The sequence below is a fragment of the Mycolicibacterium fallax genome (assembly GCF_010726955.1).
GTDB classification, from domain to species: domain Bacteria; phylum Actinomycetota; class Actinomycetes; order Mycobacteriales; family Mycobacteriaceae; genus Mycobacterium; species Mycobacterium fallax.
Window position 1 is genome coordinate 962,292 of sequence record NZ_AP022603.1, and the last position, 18,393, is coordinate 980,684.

Annotated in this window: 16 protein-coding genes; 9 read left to right on the top strand and 7 right to left on the bottom strand. The window is 69.2% G+C overall.

All coding sequences use genetic code 11. The features are described from left to right. Nucleotides 1-79 precede the first annotated feature (79 nt). Nucleotides 80-898, bottom strand: a complete 819-nt coding sequence (locus G6N10_RS04600; protein ID WP_244960448.1) for an IS3 family transposase — start codon at nucleotides 896-898, stop codon at nucleotides 80-82. Continuing rightward, nucleotides 888-1,214: a transposase gene (locus G6N10_RS20275; protein ID WP_244960449.1), complete on the bottom strand. Its 327-nt coding sequence runs from the start codon at nucleotides 1,212-1,214 to the stop codon at nucleotides 888-890. The genes G6N10_RS04600 and G6N10_RS20275 overlap by 11 nt, the downstream gene beginning before the upstream one ends. A 530-nt stretch (nucleotides 1,215-1,744) precedes the next feature. Between G6N10_RS20275 and G6N10_RS04605 the strand changes: the two genes are divergently transcribed. After that, complete coding sequence (locus G6N10_RS04605; RefSeq protein WP_083033565.1) at nucleotides 1,745-3,058, top strand: IS256 family transposase; 1,314 nt, start codon at nucleotides 1,745-1,747, stop codon at nucleotides 3,056-3,058. Nucleotides 3,059-3,108: 50 nt separating this feature from the next. Here the strand turns inward: G6N10_RS04605 and G6N10_RS04610 are convergent, their stop codons facing one another. After that, entirely contained in the window at nucleotides 3,109-3,969 is an 861-nt protein-coding gene (locus G6N10_RS04610) for a phytanoyl-CoA dioxygenase family protein (protein ID WP_085094720.1), read from the bottom strand. A 187-nt stretch (nucleotides 3,970-4,156) separates the two neighbouring features. On the opposite strand from G6N10_RS04610, the gene G6N10_RS04615 reads away from it, so the two are divergent. From G6N10_RS04615 to G6N10_RS04640, 6 genes are all read left to right on the top strand, one after another. Continuing rightward, nucleotides 4,157-6,244 carry an alkyl/aryl-sulfatase gene (locus tag G6N10_RS04615; protein ID WP_234810505.1) on the top strand — a complete coding sequence of 696 codons (2,088 nt, stop codon included), beginning with the start codon at nucleotides 4,157-4,159 and terminating at the stop codon, nucleotides 6,242-6,244. A gap of 47 nt (nucleotides 6,245-6,291) precedes the next feature. After that, nucleotides 6,292-6,753 carry a nuclear transport factor 2 family protein gene (locus G6N10_RS04620; RefSeq protein ID WP_085094695.1) on the top strand — a complete coding sequence of 154 codons (462 nt, stop codon included), beginning with the start codon at nucleotides 6,292-6,294 and terminating at the stop codon, nucleotides 6,751-6,753. Nucleotides 6,754-6,790: 37 nt separating this feature from the next. Then, entirely contained in the window at nucleotides 6,791-8,053 is a 1,263-nt protein-coding gene (locus G6N10_RS04625) for an MFS transporter (protein WP_085094693.1), read from the top strand. A gap of 10 nt (nucleotides 8,054-8,063) precedes the next feature. Further along, nucleotides 8,064-9,074 carry an SMP-30/gluconolactonase/LRE family protein gene (locus G6N10_RS04630; RefSeq protein ID WP_085094691.1) on the top strand — a complete coding sequence of 337 codons (1,011 nt, stop codon included), beginning with the start codon at nucleotides 8,064-8,066 and terminating at the stop codon, nucleotides 9,072-9,074. Nucleotides 9,075-9,156: 82 nt separating this feature from the next. Beyond that, the gene (locus G6N10_RS04635; protein WP_133055109.1) at nucleotides 9,157-10,395 is read left to right on the top strand and encodes an alpha/beta fold hydrolase; all 1,239 of its coding nucleotides are present in this window, start codon (nucleotides 9,157-9,159) and stop codon (nucleotides 10,393-10,395) included. A gap of 9 nt (nucleotides 10,396-10,404) precedes the next feature. After that, nucleotides 10,405-11,871, top strand: coding sequence for a wax ester/triacylglycerol synthase family O-acyltransferase (locus G6N10_RS04640; protein WP_085094687.1), 1,467 nt, complete (start codon nucleotides 10,405-10,407; stop codon nucleotides 11,869-11,871). Between the two features lie 8 nt (nucleotides 11,872-11,879). Here G6N10_RS04640 and G6N10_RS04645 read toward each other — a convergent pair whose 3' ends face one another. Then, a complete protein-coding gene (locus G6N10_RS04645) occupies nucleotides 11,880-12,362 on the bottom strand; it encodes a nitroreductase/quinone reductase family protein (RefSeq protein ID WP_085094685.1) in 483 nt (160 codons plus the stop codon). Between the two features lie 37 nt (nucleotides 12,363-12,399). After that, nucleotides 12,400-13,701, bottom strand: coding sequence for a TrpB-like pyridoxal phosphate-dependent enzyme (locus G6N10_RS04650; protein WP_085094683.1), 1,302 nt, complete (start codon nucleotides 13,699-13,701; stop codon nucleotides 12,400-12,402). A 121-nt stretch (nucleotides 13,702-13,822) separates the two neighbouring features. On the opposite strand from G6N10_RS04650, the gene G6N10_RS04655 reads away from it, so the two are divergent. Both G6N10_RS04655 and G6N10_RS04660 read left to right on the top strand, forming a co-directional pair. Beyond that, the gene (locus G6N10_RS04655) at nucleotides 13,823-14,599 is read left to right on the top strand and encodes an META domain-containing protein (RefSeq protein ID WP_085094682.1); all 777 of its coding nucleotides are present in this window, start codon (nucleotides 13,823-13,825) and stop codon (nucleotides 14,597-14,599) included. Nucleotides 14,600-14,775: 176 nt separating this feature from the next. Further along, entirely contained in the window at nucleotides 14,776-15,447 is a 672-nt protein-coding gene (locus G6N10_RS04660) for a cutinase family protein (protein WP_179962873.1), read from the top strand. Here the strand turns inward: G6N10_RS04660 and G6N10_RS04665 are convergent. Beyond that, the gene (locus tag G6N10_RS04665; protein ID WP_085094678.1) at nucleotides 15,428-16,246 is read right to left on the bottom strand and encodes an acyl-CoA thioesterase domain-containing protein; all 819 of its coding nucleotides are present in this window, start codon (nucleotides 16,244-16,246) and stop codon (nucleotides 15,428-15,430) included. The two genes, G6N10_RS04660 and G6N10_RS04665, sit on opposite strands and share 20 nt — an antisense overlap. A 21-nt stretch (nucleotides 16,247-16,267) precedes the next feature. Continuing rightward, nucleotides 16,268-18,340 (bottom strand): heavy metal translocating P-type ATPase, encoded by a 2,073-nt coding sequence (locus G6N10_RS04670; protein WP_234810504.1) that lies wholly within the window; start codon nucleotides 18,338-18,340, stop codon nucleotides 16,268-16,270. Between the last annotated feature and the right edge of the window lie 53 nt (nucleotides 18,341-18,393).

Consider the following 18,393-nt stretch of genomic DNA (forward strand, 5'->3'; position numbering starts at 1 on the left):
TTCGTGGACAAGTGTTGTCAGATCAGTCCAGGGCAAATCGAGAGTGTCCATGAGGGGGACCCGTTTTGTGGTCCAGTCGTTATGCGACTTTCGGTTGATGGGTCGTGGCCCACTGTAGGGCAAACTCGGCCGGGGTGAGGTCGCCGTGGGCGGTGTGGGGCCGATTGGCGTTGTAGTCACGACGCCAGTCCTCGATGAGCACCCTGGCTTCCAGCAGGGAGTCGAACCGCCACGAGTTGAGCAGTTCATCACGAAGCCGGCCGTTGAACGACTCGATGAAAGCGTTTTGCCACGGCGAGCCGGGATCGATGAAAAGTGAACCAGCACTGTTGAACCGGCACCAATCGGCGACGGCGTGCGCGACGAACTCCGGGCCGTTGTCGAAGCGCACGTAGTGCGGTGCACCGTGTACCAGGGCGAGGCGGTCCAGCACGGCGACCACGCCGTCGGCGTCGATGCTGCGGTCGACCTCGATCGCCAGGGCCTCGCGGGTGAACTCGTCGATGACGTTCAACAACTTCAGCGTGCGACCGTCGGCAGTGGTGTCGAACTGAAAGTCCATCGCCCAGATGACATTCGGACGGATAGGCGACATCGCGCCCACGGCCACACCGATACCAGTCAGCCGCTTCTTGCGGCGCCGCTGCGGCACCCGAAGCCCCTCCTCGCGCCACAGCCGGCGGATCCGCTTGTTGTTGACCTGCCAACCGGCGCGGCGGGCCATCTTGGCAGCGCGACGCCACCCCAACGCGGCCGGTCGGTGGAGAACCGGCGCAGCCACCCTCAGCTGGGCCTCCTCGGTGCTGATCGACGGCGGGGCCAGGCGCATCGTGGAGCGGTGCAGACCCACCACGGTGCACGCGCGGCGCTCAGAGACCCCGAACCGCTCACGCAGCATCGCTGCTGCGCGGCGCTTGCGGTTCGGGGTCAGAAGTTTCCGCCGAAATCTCCTTGAGCATGTCGATGTCGAGGGCCTGGTTGGCGACCAGCTTCTTGAGCCGGGCGTTCTCGGCCTCGAGCTCCTTGAGCCGCTTGGCGTCGTTGGCCTTCATGCCGCCGTACTGGGCCACCCAGCGATGCCACGTCGATTCCGCGACCTCCACATGCCGACACACCTCGGCCAACTCCTGGCCGGTCGCCAGCAGCTTGTTGCCCTCAGCGAGCTTGCGGATAATCTGATCCGGCGTATGCCGCCGGCGCTTGTTCGATGCCATGTCGTCGTCGATTCTTCCTGCCCAAACACTCGGGCAACAGAGTCCCACAACGACTGGACCACTACAGCGGGCTCACCTCATCCAGGTCATCGCCCTGGTCTATTCTCATGATTTCCCGGATCGGACAGTGTCTGTCTGACCGACCTGAGGTTTCCCGCGCTCGCCGGACTACCGTTCCAAATCCGGTCGATGTCTCACCGCAGCCACCGGACATGATGCGTCGCAGTCCCCAGTCCAATCGCTAACTCAATCGGCCGCGGCGACGGCTGGAGCGGCGCTCGAAGCTGCGACTGACCGCGAGCGGCCGCATCGTTCCGCTCGCCCCCGCCCCCCCCCCGGCGAGACGCGGGCAATTCGTCACTGTGACATATTGCACGGCGCGGGGAGCCCGAAGAGAGCAATGATCAATACCTGTGGATGAGCCTCGGTGTGGGGGCGTGAAAATGGGCGCACCTTCCCGAGGATGATCATTACGGAATCAGGTATTCGATCAAGACCGGCGTTGGCGCGCTGGTTGGGAAGGTACGCCCATGCTCACCGTAGTTCACGATGGCCAGGAGACCAACGACGAAACCGGCGGACGCTCATTGCTCGATGAGATCGTTCGCGACGGCGCTCGGCAGATGCTGGCCACGGCGTTGCAGGCTGAGGTCGCTGCCTACGTGGCTCAGTACGCCGACCAGCTTGATGACAACGGTCACCGACTGGTGGTGCGCAACGGCTACCACCAAGCCCGTGAGGTGCTGACCGCGGCCGGCGCAGTCGAGGTGAAAGCTCCGCGGGTCAACGACCGCCGCCTCGACCTGGACACGGGCGAACGCAAGCGGTTCTCCTCCGCGATCCTGCCGGCCTGGGCGCGCAAGTCTCCGCAGATGAGTGAGGTCCTGCCGCTGCTGTACCTGCATGGCTTGTCGACCAGCGATTTCACCCCGGCCCTGGAGCAGTTCCTCGGCTCCGGTGCCGGGCTGTCGGCATCCACGATCACCCGGCTGACGTCGCAGTGGCAAGACGAGGCCGCCGCGTTCGGTCGCCGCGATCTGTCGGGCACCGACTACGTCTACCTGTGGGTTGACGGCATCCATCTCAAGGTCCGTCTGGACCAGGAGAAGCTGTGCCTGCTGGTGATGCTCGGTGTGCGCGCCGACGGGCGCAAGGAACTGGTGGCGATCAGCGACGGCTACCGTGAATCGGCCGAGTCGTGGGCCGATCTGCTGCGCGACTGCAAACGGCGCGGCATGACCGCCCCCGTGCTCGCCGTCGGTGACGGTGCGCTCGGGTTCTGGAAAGCGGTGCGTGAGGTGTTCCCGGCCACCAAAGAGCAGCGGTGCTGGTTCCACAAGCAGGCTAATGTTCTTGCCGCACTGCCGAAATCAGCACACCCGTCGGCCCTGGCGGCACTCAAGGAGATCTACAACGCCGAGGATATCGACAAGGCCCAGCTCGCGGTGAAAGCGTTCGAGGTCGATTTCGGCGCCAAGTACCCCAAGGCGGTCGCCAAGATCACCGACGACCTCGATGTGCTGCTGGAGTTCTTCAAGTACCCGGCCGAACATTGGATCCACCTGCGTACGACCAATCCGATCGAAAGCACCTTCGCCACAGTGCGTTTGAGGACCAAGGTGACCAAGGGGCCGGGATCGCGGGTGGCCGGTCTGGCCATGGCCTACAAGCTGATCGATGCCGCCGCGGCCCGTTGGCGGGCTGTCAACGCCCCGCACCTGGTTGCCCTGGTGCGCGCTGGCGCGGCCTTCCACAAAGGCAAGCTGCTTGAGCGTCCCGCCGACATCACGCCGCAGACACCGCCCTCAGACGACGATCAGCACGCCGGGACGGAGGTCGCCTGAAACACCCCGATCCACAGGTATTGACAATTCCTCCCCGAAGATCCGTCGGATCACAAAGGTTGAGCGCCGGAGCCCAAGAGCCGCTTGGGATGCATCCCGTCGACCTGGCCGATAAACGGCGGATGGATGCTGTAGCCGAGCATCCGGCGGATGTCCTCGGACACCGCGCGCACGGTGTCGCGGGTCATCGACAGCGTGAACGCCTCCTGCGGACGCAGCCACGGTTCGCAATACTGCGCGGTCAGGGCAAGGCGAGGGTTCGCCGAGCGGTTGGCACCGCCGCCGTGCCACAAGGTGCCGAGGAAGAACACACACGAGCCGGCGCTCGTCACCACCGGTTCGCGCTCGCCGGGATCGGGCATCCGATCGCCCCACGCATGGCTGCCCGCGATGATGTCGGTGGCACCATTGTCGGCGGTGAACTCGTCGATCGCCCAGATGGTGGCCGCTCCCAGGGCCTTCCGCGGCCTCGGCAGCGGATAGAACCCGTCGTCGGTATGCAACATCTGCGCCTGCTCGCCGGGCAGGATATTGATCACCTGCAGCATCGACAGCAGGTAGTTCGGCATGAACAGCCGATCCAGCAGCGCCAGCACCCGCGGGTGGTCGGCGATCCGGTCGCAGCTGCGGGTCTTGTTCAGCACGCTGTACACCCGCTGGGTGCCATGCCCCTCGAAACCGTTGCGGCCCAGCCGATTCAGCAGCGGCCCAACATCGGCCCGGATCGCCTCGAGCTCGTCCCCGCCGAGCAGATCGGGCAGGATAACATACCCGTCGCGCAGCAGCGCCGCCAGATCCGCCTCGACCACTGCCGGGGCGATCTGTGCACCGCTGCTCGCGGTCCGCGGAAATGTGCCGGCCAGGTCACCGGCCAAATCCAGCAGCGACGCCACCTTGTCGCCGGGCGCCATGTCGTCGGTCGATGGCTGTTCCACAGCAGCTAACATAACTCAGCTTTCGGCCGCACCCGCGGGTTTGGCGCTGATCAAAGCAACCGGGCGGCGGTGGCAGCTGCGCTTCGCATCGACTGATCCGGCGCGGCTGAAACTCTCGGAGTTGGGCTGCCTGAGGGCGGTTCCAGGTATAACGTGTGTGGGTATGGAATCGCCGAGTTCCCCGCAATCTGCGCACAACTCCCCCACCGAATTCGACGGCCGGTTGTCGCGCCGGTCGATGTTGGGCCGGCTCGGTCTCGTCGGCGTCGGCACGGTCGCGGCGTCGAGCCTGCTCAGCGCCTGCGACACCAACGGCGGCGGGTCCGGTGGCGGTGACCACCAGCTGGACAACAGCGTCAAGGGAGCCACCGAGGCCACCAAGGCCGCCAACAAGAAACTCGCCGACAGCCTGCCGTTCAACGACAAGGCCGACTTCGAGGACGCCAAGCGCGGGCTGATCGACCGGCCCGACACCTTGACCATCAAGAACGCCAACGGCGATGTGATCTGGGACCTCGAGGAATACAAGAAGTACATCGGCGACGACAAGCCGGCGCCGGATACGGTCAACCCCAGCCTGTGGCGCAACGCCCAACTGTGCATGGAGTACGGACTGTTCGAGGTGGTACCGGACAAGATCTACCAGGTCCGCGGCTACGACCTGTCGAACATCACCTTCATCCGCGGCACCACCGGCTGGCTGGTGATTGACACGCTGATCTCACCGGAAACCGCCAAGGCGGCACTGGATCTGGTGAACCAGAAGCTGGGCGCGCGTCCGCTCGTCGCGGTCGTGCACAGTCATTCGCACGTGGATCACTACGGCGGCGTGCGCGGGATCATCAACCAGGCCGACGTCGACGCCGGCAAGGTGAAGGTCATCGCCCCGGCGAATTTCGTCGAGGATGCCGTGAGCGAGAACGTGATCGCCGGCAATGCAATGGGGCGGCGCGCGGTCTACATGTACGGGGCGCTGCTGCCCCGCAACGCCGAAGGTGGGGTCAACGGCGGTCTGGGCATGACGGTGTCCACCGGGCAACCGACGTTGGTGCTGCCGACCGACACCGTCACCGCCTCCGGGCAGAAGATGACCATCGACGGGGTGGACATGGAGTTCCAGTTCACCCCGGGCACCGAGGCGCCCACCGAGATGAACACGTTCTTCCCGCAGTTCAAGGCGATGTGGATGGCCGAGAACACCACCAACACCATGCACAACCTGCTGACCCTGCGGGGTGCGCAGGTGCGCGACGGCCTGGTGTGGGCGAAGTTCCTCAACGACACCATCAACGTCTACGGACCCAACGTCGAGGTGAAGTTCCAGAGCCACCACTGGCCGATGTGGGGACACGACAAGATCATCGACTACTGGCAGCGCCAGCGAGACATGTACAAGTACATCCACGACCAGTCGGTGCGGATGATGAACAACGGCATGATCGGCTCGGAGATCGCCGAAGAGATCGCGATGCCGCAGGAGATGAGCAACTTCTGGCCCGACCGCGGCTATTACGGCACCCTGAAGCACAATTCCCGCGCCGTCTACCAGCGCTACATGGGCTGGTATGACGGCAATCCGGCCGACCTCGACGATCTGCCACCGGAACCGGCCGCCAAGAAGTACGTCGACTACATGGGTGGGGCGGACGCCGTCATCGACAAGGCCAAGAAAGACTTCGACAACGGCGAATACCGTTGGGTGGCAATGGCGATGAAGCACGTGGTGTTCGCCGACCCGAACAACACCGACGCCAAAAATCTGCTGGCCGACAGCTTCGAGCAGATGGGCTACCAGGCCGAGTCGGGCCCATGGCGCTCGGTCTACCTGCAGGGCGCCTACGAGTTGCGCAACGGTGTGCCGAATGCGGGCGGCACCGATACCGCCAGCCCCGACACCATCAACGCGATGCCGCCGGAGATGATGTTCGACTACCTCGGTGTGCGTCTCAACGGCCCGAAGGCCGCGGGCAAAAACCTCAACCTCAACGTGACGTTCGACGACCTGAAAAAGGACTACACCCTGTTCGTCGCCAACGGCGTGCTGAACTACCAGCCGGGCACCATCGCGGACGCCGATGCGAGCCTGACGCTGACCAAGGACACCATGAACCAGATCCAGATGGGGAACCTCAAACTGACCGACGGCATCGATCAGAATAAGGTCACCCTCGACGGCAACCGTCAATCGGTGGAGGACTTCGTCGGCCTGCTCGACACCTTCCCGTTCTGGTTCAACATCGTCACGCCGTAGCCGCGGCCGCCGCCCGGCCGCCTCGCTGTCCAGATGGAAGGTGCACTGTGTACGAACGCCGGCCGCCGGTACCACCGTTCACCGAAGACACCGCGCGCCAAAAGGTCCAATCGGCCGAGGATGCGTGGAACACCCGCGACCCGCAGCGGGTGGCGTCGGCCTACACGCCCGATTCGGTGTGGCGCAACCGCGACGTTTTCGTGACGGGCCGCGCGCAGATCGTGCAGTTCCTGACCGCGAAGTGGGAGCGCGAACTCGACTACGCGCTGCGCAAGAGTCTGTGGAGTTTTCACCAGAACCGCATCGCCGTCCGGTTTCAGTACGAGTGGCACGACGCCGCCGGCCAGTGGTGGCGCAGCTACGGCAACGAGCTGTGGCAGTTCGACGCCGACGGGCTGATGGAACGGCGCGAAGCCAGCATCAACGACGTCGCAATCGACGAAACCGACCGGCGAATCTTCGGCCCGCGAACCCCCAGCGAACACCGCACCGAGATCCCCCTTCGCTGAGCAACGCGCCCCGGCCGCACGACGAGAGGTCCGACCGATGGCTACCGGAAACCGGAAGCCCCAGCTGGGCTTGCGCGCCAACCTTGCCCAGTTCGCGCTGCTGGTCGCGGTCAACGCGCTCGTCGGTGGCATGGTCGGGCAGGAACAAGCCATCCTCCCGCTGCTGGCCGAACAGGAATTCCACCTCAGCGGCTATCTGTTCCTGCTCACCTACGTCCTGGCCTTCGGCATCACCAAGGCCGCGACCAACTATTTCGCCGGAACCTGGTCGGACCGCTACGGCCGCAAGCCGGTGCTGCTGGCCGGCTGGTTGATCGCGCTGCCCGTGCCGCTGCTGCTGATCTGGGCGCCGTCCTGGGGGTGGGTGGTCTTCGCCAACGTCCTGCTGGGCATCAACCAGGGACTGACCTGGTCGACCACCGTGGTGATGAAGATCGACCTGGTCGGACCCCGCCAGCGCGGCCTGGCAATGGGCTTCAACGAGGCCGCCGGGTACGGAGCCGTCGCCGTCACCGCGGTGCTCGCCGGCTACCTCGCCGCCAACCACGGCCTGCGACCGGCGCCGTTTCTGCTCGGACTGTCCTACGCGGTGATCGGCCTGGCGGTGTCGGCCCTGCTGGTGCGGGAGACCAGACAGTACGCCCAGCTCGAGGCGGACTCGCACCGCGCCGCGGTCCCCGACTACGCGATGCCCAGCAATCGGGAAATCTTCCTGCGCACCACGTTCACCGAGCCCGCGCTGTCCTCGGCCAGCCAGGCCGGATTGGTGAACAACCTCAACTTCGGGCTGTCCTGGGGACTGTTCCCAATCCTGTTCGCGTCCAGCGGTTTACCGGTGCAGCGGATCGGTCTGCTCATCGCCACCTACCCGGCGGTGTGGGGCGCGGCCCAGATCCTCACCGGCGCGCTGTCGGACCGCTGGGGCCGCAAGCATCTGATCACCGCCGGGATGCTGACCCAGGCGGCGGCGCTGACGCTGATCGCAACCAGCCACAACTTCACCGGCTGGCTCTGGGCCAGCGCACTGCTGGGCGCGGGAACCGCGATGGTGTACCCGACCCTGCTTGCGGTGATCGGTGACGTCGCCCATCCGCTGTGGCGGGCCCGGGCGGTCGGGGTGTACCGACTGTGGCGCGACGGCGGGTATGCCGCCGGGGCGGTGGTCGGCGGCGTTGCGGCGGACCTGTGGGGTTTGCGCGCCGCGGTGTGGGTCGCCGCCGCCATCAGCCTGGCCTCCGGGCTGATGGTCGCCCGGCGAATGTATGAAACGCACCCCCGACCGGACCGAGCGGTCACGTAGGCTCGCGGCGATGAGAGCCAGCCGACGACTGCTCACGACCGGGACCTGGAGCCCACCGGCGGTGCCGCCCGACCAGGGCCACACCGCCGTCACCGCCGAATTCACCATCGCCCGACGATTACCCACCGGCGGCGCGGGTCCCGAAGACGTCGCCTTCGACCAGGACGGCCACGTCCTCACCGGCCTGGACGATGGCCGCATCGTGCGCATCGACCCCGGCACCGGCCAGCGCAGCGTCGTCGGCAGCACCGGCGGGCGGCCGCTCGGCCTGCACCCCAGCCGCGACCAATCCGTGCTGATCTGCGACCACGACCGGGGCCTGCTGCGCATGTCAGCCACCGGAGACGTCGAGGTCCTCGTCGACACCGTCGCCGGCACTGCGCTGCGTTTCGCCAGCAATGTGACCGAGCACGACGACGGCACCATCTGGTTCACCGTGTCCAGCCGACGCTGGGACCTGGCGAACTACCTCGGCGATGTCTTCGAGCACTCCTGCACCGGACTGCTCGTCCAACGCGCCCCAGACGGGACCGTCACGGTGTTGCGCGGCGGGCTGAAGTTCGCCAACGGGCTGACCCTGGCCCCGGACCAATCACACCTGCTGTTCGCCGAAACCGAGGGCTACCGGGTGAGCCGCTACTGGCTGACCGGCGCGAAGGCCGGCACCACCGAGCCAGTCGTGGAGAATCTGCCGGGGCTGCCCGACAACATCAGCGTGGGCAGCGATGGGCTGATCTGGGTGTCGATTGCGGCGCCGCGCAACGCACTGCTGGATCGCCTGCTGCCCCTGCCGGGCGTCCTTCGGACGCTGGCGTGGAACCTGCCCAGCGCGCTGCGCCCGAAACCCACACCGATCGCCTGGGTGATGGCATTCGACCTGGCCGGCGATCTGATCTGCGACCTGCGTTGCGACGACGGGTCCTACGATTTCGTCACCAGCGTCGCCGAACGCAACGGCGTCGTGGTGGCCGGCAGCCTGCACGCCACCGAGATCGTCCAGATCACCCTCCCGGGACAGTAAGCGCACTGCCGGCCCGCGACACGGCTGCGGACCTTTCACCGATAACGACCGCCGTGGCCGACCGGGATGACAGGGTGGTGCGGTGCCCGACCCAGCAGCCCACCGCCGTTCGACGATGAGACTCGCGGGCTGGCTGGGCCTGGCCGCGGTGGCCACCCCCGTCCTCGCAGCCGGCGTCACCGGTGCCCGCGAGGTGGTGCGCGCGGACACCGCGCGCCGGCGCGGCGTCGCGACGCGCGACGGCGTCCCGGTGCCCGAGCCGTCGTTCGGTCTCGGGGTGGCCGCGGGCATTGACGCGTTGTTGGCGGCTCCGATGCCGCTGCTGTCCTCGCTCGGGTCGGCCGAGGACTACGCGCTGGCATCGGCCGAACTGGACGCCGCGGTCGACTACTACGGCGAGGCCGGCTGGCTGGACGATCCGCAGCGCCGGCACCGGCGCCCCGGCGCGCCCGAGCACGTTCGGATCCAAACCCTGGCGCCCGGACTGGAACTCGCGCACTTCGACAGTGGGTGGCGGCCGGAGCCGGGCGAGCCCGGCGGCCAGCGCTGGCAGAGCTTGCGCGCCAACGAGCGGGTGCCGGTGCGACTGCTGCGGCACCCCGGCGGCCCCCGGCCGTGGCTGATCGCCGTGCACGGGCAGGGCATGGGGCGGGGCTCCGACGTCAAGATGCTGCGGGTGCGCCGGTTGCACGAGGAGCTCGGTGTCAACGTGGCGCTGCCGGTGCTTCCGCTGCACGGGCCGCGGGCCTGCGGCCTGTCCCCCGCGCACCAGTTCGCGTCGAACATCTTCGCGACGAACAACGTGCTGGGGCTGACCCAGTCGGTCTGGGACGTCCGCCGGCTGCTGCAGTGGCTGCGCGACGACCAGCGGGCCCCCGCGGTCGGCCTGCTCGGGGTGTCGCTGGGCTCCTACGTGATCAACCTGCTCTCGACGCTGGAGGGCGAGCTGGCCTGTCTGCTGGCCGTCGTTCCGACCAGCGACCTGGCCGCGTCGATGCGCGACGCGGCGCCGGTCACCCGGGCGAAGCGGCGGCTGCACCGCCGGGTGCACGACGATCGCTCGACGCTGGTGCACCGGGTCGTCTCACCGCTGGCCGGGCCGTGCCTGGTGCCCCATCCGCGACGGCACATCGTGGCCGGGCAGGTCGACCGGATCGCGCCGCCGCACGGCGCCGCCGAGCTCTGGCGGCACTGGGACGAGCCGTCGATCGCGTGGTGCCCGCGCGGCCACGTCACCGCCTGGCGCGGGCCCGCCTACGACCAGCACGTCGCCGCGGTCCTCGCCTCGTCCGGGCTGCAACACCAATCCCGCGGAACCTGAAGGAGGACCATGCGCCAGCTTTCCAGCGCCGACTGGACGATGGTGTCACTCGACACCTCGACCGCGCACAACACCATCGGCATCGTCGGGATCTACGACCCGTCCACCCGCGGCGCGGCCAGCGGCCCGGTCACCGACGAGGAGGTGCTGGAGTACATCGACGCCCGCCTGCACGTCGCCGAGAGCTTCCGGGAACGGCTCGTGCACGTGCCGTTCGGGCTGGACCGGCCGTGGTGGATCCGCGACGGCGACTTCGACCTGGAGTATCACGTCCGGCACATCGCGCTGCCGGGCCCGGGCAACTGGCGCCAGCTGTGCACCCAGATCGCCCGCATCCACGCCCGGCCGCTGGATCTGAGCAAGCCGCCCTGGGAGCTGTACCTGATCGACGGGCTCGACGCGGTCGACCATCTGCCGCCCGGCGCCTTCGCGGTGTTCCTGCGCATCCACCACGCCGCCATCGACGGAGTCGCCGGCGCCGAGATCCTCACCGCGATCCACAGCCGGGAGCCCGACGACGGCCCGCCGCCGGTCCCCGACGACTACCAGTGGGAGCCGGACGCCGTCCCGTCGGACCTGGACCTGCTGGCCCGGGCCGCGCTGCACGGCGCCGCCCGGCCGGTCGATGTGCTGCGCCAGGCCGGCAAGGTGGCGCCGCAACTGCCCGCGCTGGTGTTCGACGCCCGCAACCCGGACGTGACGTCGCCGGCGTCGCTGCCCAAGGCGACCCGGTTCAACCAGGTGGTCTCGCCGCACCGGGTGTTCGGCACCGCGTACACGACACTGGAGGTCCTCAAGGAGATCCGCGCGGCGCTGCCGGAGGCCACCATCAACGACGTCGGCGTCGCCGTCGTCGGTGGCGCCATCCGCCGCTACCTGCTGGACAAGGACGAACTGCCCGAGGAGGCGATGGTGGCGATGATGCCGATCTCGATCCGGCCGACGGCCACCCGCGCCAGCGGCACGGCGGGCTCCGAGACCAGCACCGGGACCAGCGGCAACGAGTATTCGATCGCGCCGATCACGATGGCCACCGACGAAGCCGACCCGCTGGAGCGGCTGGCGCGCATCGTGACCTCGACCGCGCACGTCAAGGATTCCGGTGCGCACCCGGTCCGATCGCTGATGGCGATGTCGGAGGAGGCGTTCGGCGGGCTGATGGGCACCGTGCAGCGGGCGGCCGTGCGCGCGCTGAGCCGGCGCGGGCTCACCTTCGCCGCGCACACCCTGGTCAGCAACGTCCCCGGGCCGCAGAACCCGATGTACTTCTGCGGGGCGCGGATGGTCGACACCACCGGCCTTGGTCCGGTGCTCGACGGGATGGGGCTCAACAACGGCATCGGCAGCTACGGCAACCGGGTGACGTTCTGCTTCACCGCCGACCGCAAGGCCGTCCCCGACCCCGAGGTCTACGAACAGTGCCTGACCGGCGCCGTCGAGGAGTTACTCGAGGCGGCCCGGGCGCGGCACGGCTGACCGCGCGGTCAGCGCGGTTCGAGCCGGAAGATCGGGAACTGTCGGTTGGCGCGATCCCGGTAGTCGCCCCAGCCGGCGTACACCTGGACGGCAAGTCCGAACAGCCGCTGGTATTCATCGGGATCGACGACCTGGGTGGCCCGGAACGGCTCACCGGCGAGTTCGCAGTCGGGGTTCGCCTTCAGGTTGTGGTACCACTGCGGCTGCCGTTCCCCGCCGTAGTTCGAGGCCATCACGATCGCGGTGCGGCCGTCGTGGAAATACGCCAACTGGACCCGGCGTCGCAGGCCCGACTTGGCCCCGGTGGTGACCAACGGAGCGCTGCGCACGAAGGACATGCCGCGCCCCCGGGTCAGCCGGGACCACACCCGATCAACCCGGGGCTGGATGCGTCGTCCGACAAACTGCCCGGGGCGGCTGCGGCCGAATCGGACGCTGGCCCGGTAGACGGGTCCGTGCGTCTTGTTCGGGTCGACGTAGCGCAGGGGCACGCGGCAAACCGTACCCCACCGGGGGATCGCGCTCGGGTCAGAAATTCCCGTCGAGGAACTCCGCGTAGGCCGGCAGGTCGAGCTGACCGTGGCCGGACAGCCCGATCACCACGACCTGTTCGGTGGGATCGTCGGCGACGTGCGCGGCGGCCGCGGCGATCGCGTGAGTGGCCTCCGGGGCGGGCACGATGCCCTGGCTGCGGGCGAACTGGATACCGGCGGTGAACGCCTCGTGCTGCCCGATCGCGACGCCCTGCACCAGGCCCAGTTCGACGGTGTGGCTCAGCGCCGGGGCCATCCCGTGATAGCGCAGCCCGCCGGCGTGAATCGGGTCCGGGACGAAATCCATTCCGAGGGTGTGCATCTTGAGCAGCGGGGTCAGCCCGGCCACGTCACCGTGGTCGTAGCGGTACTCCCCCTGGGTGATCGACGGGCAGGCCGACGGCTCGGCAGCCACCACCCGCGGGTTGGACCGGCCGTGGATCTTCTCCCGCAGGAACGGGAACGCCAGCCCGGCGAGGTTTGATCCCCCACCGGCACACCCGAACACGACGTCGGCGCCGCCGGGTTCGACGGCGGCCAGCTGCTCGACGGCCTCCTGGCCGATCACCGTCTGGTGCAGCACCACATGGTTGAGCACGCTGCCGAGGGCATACCGGGTGTCCGGGTCGGCGGCGGCGACCTCGACGGCCTCGCTGACCGCCATGCCGAGGCTGCCGGTGGTGTTGGGGGTCTTGGCCAAAATTGCCCGGCCCGCCTCGGTCAGGGTCGACGGGCTCGGGTGCACGGTGCCGCCGTAGGTGCGCATCAGGTAGCCGCGGTAGGGCTTGGAGTCGTAGGACGCCCGCACCTGCCACACCTCGACGTCGATGCCGAATTGGGCGCCGGCGAACGACAGCGCGCTGCCCCACTGCCCGGCACCGGTCTCGGTGGTCAGCTTCCGGACACCGTCGAGGCTGTTGTAGTAGGCCTGCGCCACAGCGGAATTGGTCTTGTGGCTGCCGACCGGGCTGACGCCCTCGTACTTCACGTAGATCCGGGCGCCGGTGTTCAGCGCCTGCTCGAACCGCCGGGCCCGGATCAGCGGCGCCGGCCGCCACATCGCGTAGATCTCGCGCACCGGCTCGGGGATCGGGATGTAGGCCTCGGTGCTGACCTCCTGGGCGATCAGCCCGCTGGCGAACAGCGGGGCCAGATCCGCCGGGGTCACCGGCTCCCGGGTGCCCGGATGCAGATGCGGCGGGATCGGCGCGTCGAGTTCGGCGGCCAGGTTGTACCAGTGCGTCGGGATACCGACGGTGAGCAGGTCCGGGTGGGCGGTCTCGGCGTGCTGCGACATCCGATCACTCTATCCAGCCACCCGGCGGCCGACCCGGTGGCCGGGCCTTCCCCGGCTGCCGCGGGCCCGAACCCCGTCGTCCGATTCCGGACCGGCCCCGGTGACGGCGTACCCTCGGGCGATGCGCCTGATTCCGGCACTTTCCCTGATCACCCTCTCCGTCGCAGCGGCCGCGGGCTGCGGGTCCAGCGACGACGCGGAGGACCCCAGCCCGGTCGGCCGGACGTTCGTCTCGGTGCAGGTCGAGGGTGATCCGATCCCCGGCGGCGGGCCGCTGGTCGTCGGCTTCGGCGACAGCGGCCAGATCAGCGTGTTCGCCGGCTGCAACCGCGGCACCGGTGCGGCCGAGCTGGTCGACGGGGTCATCGACACCACCCTGGCCACCACCATGATGGCCTGCCCGCCGCCACTGGACGGTGCCGACGCCTGGGTGAGTCAGCTGTTCGACGGTCTGCCCAGCTGGACGCTGAGCGGCGACACCCTCACGCTGGCCACCGACTCGGTCACCGTCACGCTGCGGGACAAGGAGATCGTCGAGCCCGACCGGCCGCTGACCGACACCGACTGGTTGGTGCGCAGCACCATCTCCACCCAGGCGGTGTCCACCTCGGTGGCCCTGGAGCAGGCCGCGCCCACCCTGACCATCGCCGGCGACGGCACCGTCACCGGCTGGACCGGGTGCAACGAGTTCACCGGCCGCGCCCAGCTTTCCGAGGATCGCCGGGCCGTCGATTTCGAACCGCTGGCGGTGACCAAGCGGGCCTGCCCGCCGGGCCTCGACGAGGTCGAGAGCTCGGTGCTGCGTGTCCTCGGCGGACGCGTTCAGGTCGTCATCGACGCCGACGAGCTGCGGCTGACCCGCGACGACGGCTACGGCCTGGTGCTCAACGCGCGGTAGGCGAGAACTCGCGGAATCGGGACCGCGCATCCCGCACCGAATCCATGCCCCGGCATCGAATCCCTGCTAGAACGGAAAGGGCGACCCACGCCCACCGAACTGCCCCAGGGGGAACACTGCGCGCTGCAACGCCACTTGTCCGGGCCCTGGCGGCCGGGATCCTGCTGTTGACCGCCATGCCGGACGGCGCGCTGGCACGCGCGGTCGCCGACCCCTGTCCGGACATCGGGGTGGCGTTCGCGCGGGGCACCGCGGAGTCCCCCGGGGTTGGCAATATCGGCCAGGCGTTCGTCGACGCGATGCGGGCCCAGGCGGCCCCGCGCACCGTCGGGGTGCACGGCGTCAACTACCCGGCCAGCAACGACTTCAACGGCGCGGGGTTCCAGGCCAACATCCTCGACGGCGTCCGCGACCTGCGCGACCATGTCCGCGGCGTGGTGTCGGTGTGCCCGCAGACCCAGATGGTCATCGGCGGCTACTCCCAGGGCGCGATGGTCGCCGAGTTCGCCACCGCCGACGCCCTGCCCGAGGAGGTGCCGGGCGTGCCGCAGCCGTTGCCCACCGATGTCGCCGACAAGGTGGTCGCGGTCGTGCTGCTGGGCAAACCCAACGGTGCGTCGTCGGTCAAGTACGGCGCACCGGTGGCCGGACCCGGCCCGGGATTCGCCGGCAAGACTCTCCAACTGTGCGCCCCCGAGGACCCGGTGTGCGCCCTCGACCCCGCCGCGCCGTGGAATCCGGCCGCGCACAGCGCCTACGTGCCCAACGGGATGGTCGGTGAGGGCGCGGCATTCGCCGTCGGCCGGCTCACCGCGCCGCCCCCGCCGCTCAGATCCGCAGCCCCTTGAAGCTCGCCGAGGTGAAGTCGATCTGGGCGGCCGGGTTGGCCACCGCGGTCACCATGCCGCTGCCGAACGCACCGAGACTGTCGAACAGCGTGGCGGTGCCCACCGAAATACCGTCGACGGCGCGGTGCGAGTCCGCCTGCACGCCGATCCAGTTGTCGACCGGCAACCGGGCCAGCCCGACGGTCAGGTCGCCGTTGATGTAGCCGACCCCGCGGGTGCCCAGGTGGGTGGTCAGGCTGGTGGCCTCGGCCACCATCGCGGCCCGGACGAACGGCGAATTCGGCTGCCCGGCAACGACATCGATGGTCCGGTCGACGAAGCGGGTCCGCGAATCGTTCTGGTGGTCGGAGACCCGGCGGGTCCAGCCGACGGCGTCGCTGCCGGTGTGCGGGCGCGGCGGGTTCTCGTCGGGGTCGAGGTGCTCGGGAAACTCGAAACCCGGCGTGGCGGCCCACTGCTGCCCCGGCGGTGCCTCGGATCGGCGGTACAGCGCCAGTACGGCGTGGGCCACCGTGACACCGTGCTGCACGACGTCGCATTCGACGTTGCGGACCCGGCGCCCGTCGCGCAGGATCCGGGAGGCCACCGTGGTGGGCACCGAGCGGGCCGCCTTGAACAGGTCGACGGTCAGCCGGGTCGGCAGGAAGTCCGCACTGCCGTAGCGCAATTCGAGTTCACGAGCGACCAGGCCGACGATCGCCGGGCCGTTGAGATGGTCATCGCCCCAATGGCTGTGGGCGAACTGCGACGGCAGATACCCCTGGTCGGCGGCGGTGAAATGCGCGGGTCCGTGGTCCACCCGCGCATCCTCGCACACCCGTCAGGGCCGGTCGCGCAGCGCCAGCAGCCGCAACGCGTTGGCCACCACGATCAGCGTGGAACCCTCATGGATCAGCACGGCAGGCCCGATTCCCAGCCCCAGGATCGTCGCGGGAATCAGCACCGCGACGATGCCGAGGCTGGCCCAGAGGTTCTGCGCGATGATCCGGTTGCAAGCCCGGCCGATCCGCACCGCGAACGGCAGCGCCGTCAGGTCGTCGGCCATCAGCGCGACGTCCGCGGTCTCCAGCGCAACGCCGGAGCCCGCCGCGCCCATCGCGATGCCGACGTCGGCGATGGCCAGTGCGGGAGCGTCGTTGACCCCGTCGCCGACCATCGCCACCCGCCCGAAGCGCTGGCGCAGCGCGGTGACCGCGCTGACCTTGTCCTCGGGCATCAGATCGCCGCGGGCCTCGTCGATGCCGATCTGGGCGGCGACGGCGTCGGCAACCCGCTGGTTGTCCCCGGAGAGCATCACCGAGTGCGCCACCCCGAGCGCGGCCAACCGGGCCAGTACCGGGCCGGCCTCCGGGCGCGCCAGATCCATCACGCCGAGTACCCCGAGCCAGTGCTGCCCGGCGCGCACCACCATCACCGTGCGCCCGTCGGACTCCAGTGCGGCCGCGGCGGCGGTGATCTGGGCCGGCGGCTCGATCCCGTCGTCGAGGAACATCGCGATCTTGCCGATCCGTACCGTGCGGCCGTCGACCTCGCCGAGCACGCCGCGCCCGATGACCTCCCGGACGCCGCTGGCCCGCGGTGCGGGCTGCGGCAGGCGCGCGGTCCCGTCGCGCACGATGGCCCGGGCCAGCGGGTGGTCGCTGTGCGCCTCCACCGCGACGGCCGCGGCCACCAGCTCGTCCTCGTCGACGCCGGCCGCGGCGATCACATCGGACAGCTGCGGGCGGCCCTGGGTGAGGGTGCCGGTCTTGTCGAAGGCGACGGCGTCGATGCGGCCCAGCGCCTCCAGCGCCGCCCCGCCCTTGACCAGAATGCCGACCCGGGCGGCCCGCGCGACGCCGGAGAGCACCGCGCTCGGCGTCGCGATGGCCAGCGCGCACGGGCTCGCGGCGACCAGCACCGCCAGCGCGCGGTAGAGCGCCTCGGTGAACGACTCGTCGAGCACCAGCGGGGTCAGCAGCAGCGCCACCACCAACCCCAGCACCGCGGGCACGAAGATCCGCGGGAACCTGTCGGCGAAACGCTGGGTGGAGGAGGTGTCGACCTGTGCCTCGGAGACCAGCCGGACCACCCGCGACAGCGTCGAATCGGCGGCCAACCGGGTCACCTGGATCTCGATGGCGCCCGCGCCGTTGATGGTGCCGGCGTAGACCCGCGAATCGGCCCCGACCCGCTCCGGGTTGCGCGCCGCGGCGGCGGCGGAGGCGACCGGGCGCTTGTCGACCGGAACGCTCTCGCCGGTGACCGCGGCCTGATCGACGCTGCTGGTGCCGGTGACGACGAATCCGTCGGCGGCGATCCGCTGGTTGGGTCGCACCACGACGATGTCGCCGATCCGCAGCTGTTCGACGGGCACCTCGACGGCCTCGCCGGTGCGGTCCCGGCGCACCAGGGCGGTCGGTGGTGCCAGCTCGGCCAACGCCTCGATGGCCCGGCGCGCCCGGCCCATCGCGTAGCCCTCCAGCGCGTGGCCGATGCTGAACAGGAACAGCAGGAACGCGCCCTCGGCGACGTCGCCGATCGCCGCCGCGCCGATCGCGGCGACCAGCATCAGGGTGTCGATCTCGAAGCGCTTCTCGCGGATGCTGGCGACGGCCTCCTGCAGGGTGAAGAACGCCCCGAAGAAGAAAGCCGCCGCGTAGCAGGCCATTTCGACCCAGCGCGGGGTGTCGGCGAAGACCGCCAGCAGGAATCCGGTCAGCAGGGTCAGCCCGGCCAGGCCGGCGAAGATCAGCTCGGTGCGGGCGCCGAACAGGTTCGCTCCCCAGCCGTGCGGGTGGTCGTGCGCGTCGGGGTCCCGGCTCTGGTCGGCAACCATCGGCCGAGCCGGGTCCGGCTGGCCGTCGCCACCGGTCGGCGCCTCATCGAGGTCGATCCGCAGCTTGTCGTTCATGTTCTCCCCGCACATCGGTTGTCCACCCCCACATTCATGCATATATCGCAATA

Bases quoted from the DNA above. Each gene is read 5' to 3' on its own strand.
- G6N10_RS04600 (WP_244960448.1), bottom strand. From the start codon at position 898: ATGCTGCGTGAGCGGTTCGGGGTCTCTGAGCGCCGCGCGTGCACCGTG.
- G6N10_RS20275 (WP_244960449.1), bottom strand. From the start codon at position 1,214: ATGGCATCGAACAAGCGCCGGCGGCATACGCCGGATCAGATTATCCGC.
- G6N10_RS04605 (WP_083033565.1), top strand. From the start codon at position 1,745: ATGCTCACCGTAGTTCACGATGGCCAGGAGACCAACGACGAAACCGGC.
- G6N10_RS04610 (WP_085094720.1), bottom strand. From the start codon at position 3,969: ATGGCGCCCGGCGACAAGGTGGCGTCGCTGCTGGATTTGGCCGGTGAC.
- G6N10_RS04615 (WP_234810505.1), top strand. From the start codon at position 4,157: ATGGAATCGCCGAGTTCCCCGCAATCTGCGCACAACTCCCCCACCGAA.
- G6N10_RS04625 (WP_085094693.1), top strand. From the start codon at position 6,791: ATGGCTACCGGAAACCGGAAGCCCCAGCTGGGCTTGCGCGCCAACCTT.
- G6N10_RS04630 (WP_085094691.1), top strand. From the start codon at position 8,064: ATGAGAGCCAGCCGACGACTGCTCACGACCGGGACCTGGAGCCCACCG.
- G6N10_RS04640 (WP_085094687.1), top strand. From the start codon at position 10,405: ATGCGCCAGCTTTCCAGCGCCGACTGGACGATGGTGTCACTCGACACC.
- G6N10_RS04650 (WP_085094683.1), bottom strand. From the start codon at position 13,701: ATGTCGCAGCACGCCGAGACCGCCCACCCGGACCTGCTCACCGTCGGT.
- G6N10_RS04655 (WP_085094682.1), top strand. From the start codon at position 13,823: ATGCGCCTGATTCCGGCACTTTCCCTGATCACCCTCTCCGTCGCAGCG.
- G6N10_RS04660 (WP_179962873.1), top strand. From the start codon at position 14,776: ATGCCGGACGGCGCGCTGGCACGCGCGGTCGCCGACCCCTGTCCGGAC.
- G6N10_RS04670 (WP_234810504.1), bottom strand. From the start codon at position 18,340: ATGAACGACAAGCTGCGGATCGACCTCGATGAGGCGCCGACCGGTGGC.